We start from the raw sequence: 7,853 nt of genomic DNA, 5'->3' as shown, positions 1-7,853 counted from the left end.
GGCGGGACTTGAACGGGCCCTGGAGGCGCTGTCGCGATGAAGCCGCCTGAACGGGGCCGCCCGCCCGGCCGGTCCGTGGCCACGCGGCCGACGTGGCCCTTCGGGATTGCGGGCAGGAACGTGCGCCGGTGGACACCTTCCGGACATGCGCACCCGGATTCCATACCTGACGCTCCTGGTCCCCGTTCTCGCGCTCGCCCAGTCACGGGCGCGGGCGCCCATTGGCGGGGAGCCCGCGCCCGCCCAATCCACGTGGCTGTGGGTCCTGCTGCTGGTCGTGGCCGCCGCTGTCCTCGCCTGGGGCGCGGTGCGCATGGCAGGGCGCAAGGGGCCGCCGACGTCCGGCTCCGGGGGGATTGGCGTGGGGAAGGGGACGGGGCTGCCCCAGAAACCGCGCTCCGTCTAGGGCGCGGGCTGACGCTTGCGGAGGCTGTGCAGCGCAGCCAGCCACAAGCGGGCTTCCTTCCGCGTCAGCCGTGAGCGCCGCAGCGGTGCGAACAAGTCCCTCACCGCCGTGCGGCCCGGCTGGGCGTCCACGAGGAAGCCTCCCGTCGTGAGGACGGATTCCAGCGTGGACTCCACCTGCGTGAGCTCCGCGTCCGTGGCCGCCGCGGGCAGCGGGCCGGGCGGCGTGGCGGCGGCCTCCAGCATCGCCACGCGGACCTCGTAGGCGTACAGCAGCACGGCCTGCGCCAGGTTGATGGAGGGCTGTTCGGGCGCGGTCGGCACGGCGGACAAGTCATGCACGCGCTCCACCTCCGCGTTGGTGAGTCCACTGCGCTCGTCACCGAAGACGAGCGCCACGGGCCCTTGGGGCGCCCGGGCCACCAGTTCCTCACCCACCGCGCGCGGGGGAAGCCGGCGCTTGCCTTCGACCTTGCGCGAGCTGGTCCCCACCACCCAGACACAGTCCGCCACGGCCTCTTCCAGCGTGTCCGCGCGCCGCGCCGCGTCCAGCACGTCCCCGGCGTGGACGGCGAGCCTTCGCGCCGGCTCCAAATCCTCCACCTCCGGGCGGACCCAGACCCAGTCGGACAGGCCGCAGTTCTTCAAGGCCCGGGCGGCGGCGCCCAGGTTTTCCGCGTTGCGGGGGCGCATGAGGACGAATCGGACAGGCAGCACCATGCGCGGGGCACCTTAGCGGTTTCTCGCAGCCTGAGGACCGCGGATGGAGGTCCCGCCGCGTCGCGGACTCCGCTAGCCTGTGGGTCTCGAAAGCCTTCGCAGGCGCCCAGGAGCCACGGACGGTGTGGCTCACTGGACACCCTGCGGGTCCGCTGACGCGCGGGGGACGCGTCAGGGCCGCGGGTGCCTGACCACAGCCCTCTCTTCCTCGGCGTGTCCTCGTCCGGCACGCCTTGTGAAGAACACGCGTCATCTTCTGGAGGAATCATGGGTTCGCAGTCCGTCGTCACGCAGCGGCCATCGTGGGCGAAACGCTCGCGCTGGCTCCTCGCGGCCATGTTGGTGAGCGCCACGCTCGCAGGCTGCAAAAAGGAACAGGAGTCCACCGAGCCGCCCGCGTCGCAGCCCCAGGCGCCCGTCGCCGCGCAGCCGGCGGATTCAGGGACGGCCGTGGTGCAGGCGCCGACGCCCCCCGCGCCCGAGCTGCTGACGCCCGTCGTCCGCGCGGTCTCCACCAGCGACGTGCTGCCGCAGGACATCGTCATCGAGTTCCCGCGGGAGGTGCGCCCCAACGATGGCTCGGTGTTGAAGGACACCGTCGTGACCATCACTCCGGAGGTGCCGGGCAGCCTCTCCTGGTCCTCCCCGTCCACGCTGACCTTCAAGCCGTCGGGGGCGGGCTTCGCCTTCGACACGAAGTACGCCGTCTCGCTGGCGTCGGTCGGGCTGGATTCGGGCGTGGTGAAGCCGGCCGCGGTAGGGGACTGGTCGCACACGTTCACCACGCCGCCCTTCCAGTTCGTCCGGATGGTGCCGCGTCAGCTCGATACGGCGAAGGGCCGCGTGGAGGTGGAGGTCGTCTTCTCCGGTCCCGTGGATATCGCCGCGGTGCGCTCGCGGGCGGGCTTCCGGGTGGGTGGGCAGGCCGTGGGGGACGTGAAGTGGCGCACCCTTCCCACCACGCGCAACGTCGTCAGCGCGCAGCTGACCAGCGGGCTGCTGAAGCAGGGCCGCACGGTCGACTTCAGCCTCCAGGCGGGACTGCCCGCCGCGTCGCAGGCGAAGGCGACGGCCCCCGCCGCGCGCAGCGCGTTCGAGCTCCGCGCCGGCAAGCGAATGGACATCACCCGCGCCTCGGTGGAGCAGGGCACCACGGGCTTCTACATCGAGGTGAGCTGCCGGGACGTGGACGGCGCCGAGCCGCCCTCCCCGCGCGAGACGGAAGGGTATGACCCGTACTACTGGGACCACCGCAACAAGGGCTGCACGCTGGATGACGGCGTCGCCGCGGAGGCCATCCACCTGACGCCCGCCGTCAAGGTCTCCGTCGCGCCGTCCCGCCGCGGCTTCCGCATCTTCGGTGACTTCAAGCGCGGCTCCTACGCGCTGCGCATCGACGCGGGCACGTCCTCGGTGGGCGGCGGCATGCTGCTGGCCACCTACGAGGAGGCCTTCGCCGTCCCCGCGCGCTCGCCGCAGCTTTCCTTCGCCACCTCCGGCCGCTACCTGCCGCGTAGCGCATGGCGCAACCTGCCGTTGCAGCACCTCAACCTGGACTCGGTGGAGCTCACCGTCCGCAACGTGCCGCCGGAGAACCTCGTCTTCTGGATGAGCGATGACTACCGCGAGCGCGCGGACGAGCGCACCTCCAACGTGGTGGCGAAGCGGACGCTGGCGCTCAAGTCGCAGCCGGACACGCTGGCGACCACCTACGTGGACGTGGCCAGCCTGGTGCCGGCGAACACGAAGGGCCTGGTGGAAATCACCGCGAGGCAGAGCCACCACGCGGCGGCCAGCCGCATCCTCCTCACCAACCTGAGCCTGGTGGCCAAGCGCGGTGAGGCCGCGCCGGGCTCCAACGGCGCCGGTGAAGTCTGGGTGTGGGCGCTGGGCATCGAGAGCACCGAGCCGCTGTCGGGCGTGGAAGTCTCCCTGGTGAAGAAGAGCGGCGAGTCGGTGGCCCGCTGCACCACGGTGGCGGCGGATGGCTGCCGGCTCCAGGTGCCCGCGCCCGGCGTCGACGACAGCGTGCCCTTCGCGCTCATCGCCCGTGACGGCGAGGAGCTGACGTACCTCAAGTACAGCGAGCTGAAGACGGAGATTGCCAACGCGGACGTGCATGGCGAGCCCTACCGTTCGGAGAAGGCCTACCGCGCGTCGGTGTGGTCGGACCGGGGCGTTTACCGCCCGGGCGACACGGCCCACATCGCCGCGGTGCTGCGGGGCCAGGATGACAAGGCACCGCCGGCGGGCATGCCCGTGGAGTTGGTGGTGGTGGACCCGCGTGAGCGCGAGCTGAAGAAGGTGTCGCTGAAGACGAACGAGGCGGGCCTGGTGACGCTGGACCTGCCCTTCGAATCCTTCCAGGACACGGGCAGCTACCGCGTGGTGCTGAATGTGGCGGACCGCGAAGTGGCCATCTACTCCGTCAGCGTGGAGGAGTTCGTCCCGGAGCGCATGAAGGTGGAGGCTCGCACGGAGCAGGCCGGCTACCTCCAGGGGGACGAAGTCCCGGTGGGCGTGGAGGCCGCGTACCTCTTCGGCGGCTCGGCGGAGGGCAGCCCGGTGGAGCTGACGTGCCGGTTGATTCCGTCCGCCTTCAAGCCGAAGGAGAACGCGCAGTACGCCTACGGGCTGTGGCGCCAGGACGGCAGCGAGCCCCGCCCCGTCACGCTGGGCCAGGTGCAGGGCACGCTGGACGCGAAGGGACAGGCCGTCCTTCGTTGCCCGGCCCAGGGCGCCATGGGGGCCCTGCGAGGCGCCGGGGCGCTGAGCGCGCTGGCCAGCGTCTTCGAGTCGGGAAGCGGCCGCTCCACCCTGGGCAGTGTGACGGTGCCGGTGCACCCGGAGGCGTACTACGTGGGCCTCCAGGGCAGTACGGGCAAGGTGAAGGCCGGCAAGCCCTTCACGGTGAAGGGCGTGGTGGTGGATTGGGACGGCAAGCTGCTGACCGCCTCGGACAAGACGCCCAAGACGGTGGACGTGGAGTTCCTGCGCCTGGAGGAGGAGTACGGCTCCTTCTACGACGAGAACGAGGGCTACGAGCGTTACCAGCGCTACCTGCGCCCGGTGCGTGAGGGCCGCTCCACGGTGGCGGTGAAGGACGGCCGCTTCTCGCTGGACGTGACGCCGGGCGCGGACTCCGCGGGCTACATCGTGCGCGTGCGCTCGGGTGGGGCCCAGACGGACCTGGAGCTGGAAGGGGAGGGCCGCTACTACTGGTGGGGGGAAGGCTCGCGCGTGGACCAGACGCCGCGCCCGCTCAAGCCCACCTCGCTGGAGCTGGCGCTGCCGGCCAAGGGCCGCGTGGGACAGGCCATCACCGTGAAGCTGAAGTCGCCCTACAAGGGCCGGATGCTCTTCACCGCGGAGACGGACCGCGTGCTCGCCTCCCACTGGGTGGCGGTGGAGCCCGGCGAGGTGACGTGGAGCTTCACGCCGTCCGCCTTCGCGCCCAACGTGTACGTGAGCGCCTTCCTGGTGAAGGACCCGCACCTGGAGTCCGCCGAGGCCTTCATGCCCGACCGCGCCTTCGGCGTGGGCAGCGTCACGCTGGAACCGGTGGAGTACACGCAGTCGGTGACGATGAACGTGCCCAAGGAGGTTCGCTCCAACGACACCCTCACGGTGGACCTGGAGCTGGGCCCGCAGGAAGGCCCCACCTTCGCCACCATCGCGGTGGTGGACGAGGGCATCCTCTCCCTCACGCGCTTCCAGAGCCCGGACCCGCAGAAGCAGCTCTTCACCCGGCGGGCGCTGGGCGTGGAGACCTACGAGACGCTGGGCTGGACGCTGCTGGTGCCGCCGGGCGGCGCGTCCCGCTCCACGGGTGGTGACGGCGAGGGCGGCGCGGATGGCCGTGTGCAGCCCGTCAAGCCGGTGGCGCTGTGGAGCGGCCTGCTGCCGGTGCCGGCCAACGGCAAGCTGCGCGTGCCCTTCAAGTTGCCCCAGTACCGCGGCGCGGTGCGGGTGATGGCGGTGACGGCGGGCCCGCAGCGGATTGGCCGCGCCAGCGCGCAGGTGTTGGTGCGCGACCCGCTGGTGCTCCAGACGACGTTGCCTCGCTTCCTCACGCAGCACGACGAAATCCAGGTGCCCGTCTTCGTCACCAACCTGTCCGGCAAGGCGCAGGACGTGAAGGTGACGCTCAACGCGGAGTCACTGCCGGTGCCAGGGCTGGTGATGCCCGCGGCGGCCACTTCGCCGCTTCAACTGCTGGGCAAGAGCGAGGGCACGGCGCGGGTGGCGGACGGCAAGTCCCACACCTTCGTCTTCCAGGCCCGCGCGGTGCAGGCGGTGGGCGCGGCGCGGCTGTCGGTGACGGTGGAGGGCGGCGGCTACACCTCGAGCGAGTCGCTGGACGTGCCGCTGTCTCCGGCGGGCCCGCGCGAGCGCCTGGTGCAGCAGATTGAACTGGCGCAGGGGACGACGGACGTCTCGCAGTACCTCCAGGGCTGGGTGCCCACGACGGAGCGCTCCACGCTGTGGGTGACGGCCAATCCGTACGCGCGCTCGCTGCAGCACCTCGCGTACCTGGCGCGCTACCCCTACGGCTGCGTGGAGCAGACGACGTCCGCCACCCGTCCGTTGCTGTACGTGTCCGAGCTGGTGAACGACGTGGACCCCACGCTGACCCAGGGCGGGACCGTGGGCGACATGGTGCTGTCGGGCATCAACCGCATCCTGGCCATGCAGACGCCGTCGGGCGGCTTCGGCTACTGGCCGGGCGCCACGGAGCCGGTGGGCTGGGGCTCGGCGTACGCCACGCACATGCTGCTGGACGCGCAGAAGCTGAAGTACCCCGTGCCGCAGGACCGGCTGAACGACGCGCTCACGTGGATGTCCACCGAGCTGAACAAGTTCGAGAGCCGCCAGGGCCGCGATGACATGTACACGGACAGCGCGGAGGCCTACATGCACTACGTCCTCTCCGTGGCCGGCAAGGGCCGCAAGGCGCGTGTGCAGAAGATGGTGGACGCGCTGGCGGAGCGGGCGAAGCAGAAGGCGCTCACGGGCGAGGAGCAGGAGCGTGACTACATGCTCAAGGCCTCGTTGTGGCTGTCGGGCGACCGGCGCTACGAGAAGGAGCTGCGCAACCCCGACCTGTCGCCCGTCACCGAGGAGCGGAAGAACGACTGGTCCTTCTACTCCGACCGGCGCCGCCGCGGCTTCATGCTCAGCACCTTCCAGGACTTGTTCGGCAAGGACGCGGCGGGTGAGCCGCTGGCGCGCATGGTGGCCGAATCGCTCCAGGCGCACTCCAGCGGCTGGTACACGACGCAGGAGTTGGTGTGGGGCATCACCGGCCTGGGCAAGCGGCTGCAAGGGACGTCCACCCAGTTCTCCGCGCCGGTGCTCAAGGCGGACGGAAAGGTCATGACGCCGGTGCAGGACAAGACGGTGCGCTCGTCGGACCGGACGTGGTCCCTGGCCCGCGCCAGCGAGCGGCAGGGCCTTCAGTTGGAGGTGACGTCCAAGGACGAGGGCCGGCTGTACCTCGTGCTCAGCAGTGAGGGCGTGCGCTCGGACAGCAAGCCCCGCACGGGCGGCGAGGGCCTGGCGCTCACGCGCACCTGGCGCAAGCTGGACGGCACGGTGCTGGCCATGGGGCAGGCCCCGGTGGCGTTGGCGGACCTCGTCTACGTGGAGCTGGAGATTCGCAACACGACGGGCGAGCGCGTGCAGAACATCGCCCTGGTGGACCGGCTGCCGGCGGGCTGGGAAATCGAGAACGCGCGCCTGGGCCGGGGTGGCTCCACCGACTGGGTGGACCCGGCGTCGCTGTGGTCCGCGGACTACGTGAACATCCGCGATGACCGGATGGAGGTCTTCGGCAGCCTGGGGCCTCGCGAGTCGAAGAAGGTCGTCTACGCGGTGCGCGCGGTGACGGCGGGTGCCTTTACCCTGCCGTCGGCGGAGGCGGAGGCCATGTATGACCCGCGCCTGTGGGCGCGTGAGCCGGGCCGGACGATTCAGGTGTCCGGGCCGTGGAAGGACAACCTGCTGTAGCGCGCGGCGCGGGGAGACGCTCCTAGTCGAGCGTCTCCCACAGCGCGTCGAACGCGCGGTTGAAGGGCTGCACCAGCCGCGCGTCGTCGGAGACCAGGACGTTCTCGTGGTTGTACTCGGCGGCCGAGCGCGTCCAGTTGTAGCTGCCCGTCACCAGCCGCAGCCGGTCGAACACGGCGAACTTGTGGTGCATGTGCGCGGACGTCCTGTCCAGGCGGATGGGGATGCCGGCGTCCCCCAGCCGCTCCATGTCGGAGCCCGGGTCCATGGCCTTGTCATCGTCACTCACGATTCGCACTCGCACCCCGCGCCGATGGGCGTCCAGCAGCGCGCGGGTGATGCGGTCATCCGTCACGGTGAAGACGCAGACGTCGATGGAGCCGCGTGCCGACTGGATTTGCTGGACGATGGCGTTGAGCGGCCCCTCACCCGGAGAGAAGTGCGCTTCCATGCGCGACGTCTGCTCGGGCTGGGGCGCGTGCAGCGCCTGCACCGTCTCCTCCAGCCAGGAGATGATCTCCCGGGAGCGCGCGTCCTTCATCGACGCTCGCGCCAGGGCGAAGGCCCGGGAGCGGAAGAGGGTGAGCAGGGCCTCGCCAGCCCGCCGCTCCGCCAGGACGGACTGCAACGCCTGCCGCTCGGTGGGGGTCAGCCGCCGGTCGTCGAGAATGGACGTCAGGATGGCGTCGATTTCAAAGGCATTCATTGCGCGGAGTATA

Annotated in this window: 4 protein-coding genes; 2 read left to right on the top strand and 2 right to left on the bottom strand. The window is 70.8% G+C overall.

Going from position 1 to position 7,853, the window contains the following annotated elements; translation table 11 throughout:
• Window positions 1-145 precede the first annotated feature (145 nt).
• Entirely contained in the window at window positions 146-406 is a 261-nt protein-coding gene (locus FL344_RS23185) for a hypothetical protein (protein WP_141593078.1), read from the top strand.
• Here the strand turns inward: FL344_RS23185 and FL344_RS23180 are convergent.
• On the bottom strand, window positions 403-1,125 hold the full coding sequence (locus FL344_RS23180; RefSeq protein ID WP_141593079.1) for an RNA methyltransferase: 723 nt from the start codon (window positions 1,123-1,125) through the stop codon (window positions 403-405). The two genes, FL344_RS23185 and FL344_RS23180, sit on opposite strands and share 4 nt — an antisense overlap.
• Before the next feature lie 267 nt (window positions 1,126-1,392).
• Between FL344_RS23180 and FL344_RS23175 the strand changes: the two genes are divergently transcribed.
• Entirely contained in the window at window positions 1,393-7,134 is a 5,742-nt protein-coding gene (locus tag FL344_RS23175; protein ID WP_141620029.1) for an alpha-2-macroglobulin, read from the top strand.
• A gap of 22 nt (window positions 7,135-7,156) precedes the next feature.
• Here the strand turns inward: FL344_RS23175 and FL344_RS23170 are convergent, their stop codons facing one another.
• Entirely contained in the window at window positions 7,157-7,840 is a 684-nt protein-coding gene (locus tag FL344_RS23170; protein ID WP_090489516.1) for a phospholipase D-like domain-containing protein, read from the bottom strand.
• Between the last annotated feature and the right edge of the window lie 13 nt (window positions 7,841-7,853).

The sequence above is a fragment of the Myxococcus sp. AB036A genome, assembly GCF_006547355.1.
In the GTDB taxonomy this organism is placed as follows: domain Bacteria; phylum Myxococcota; class Myxococcia; order Myxococcales; family Myxococcaceae; genus Myxococcus; species Myxococcus virescens.
This window is presented reverse-complemented; position numbering and strand designations above follow the sequence as displayed.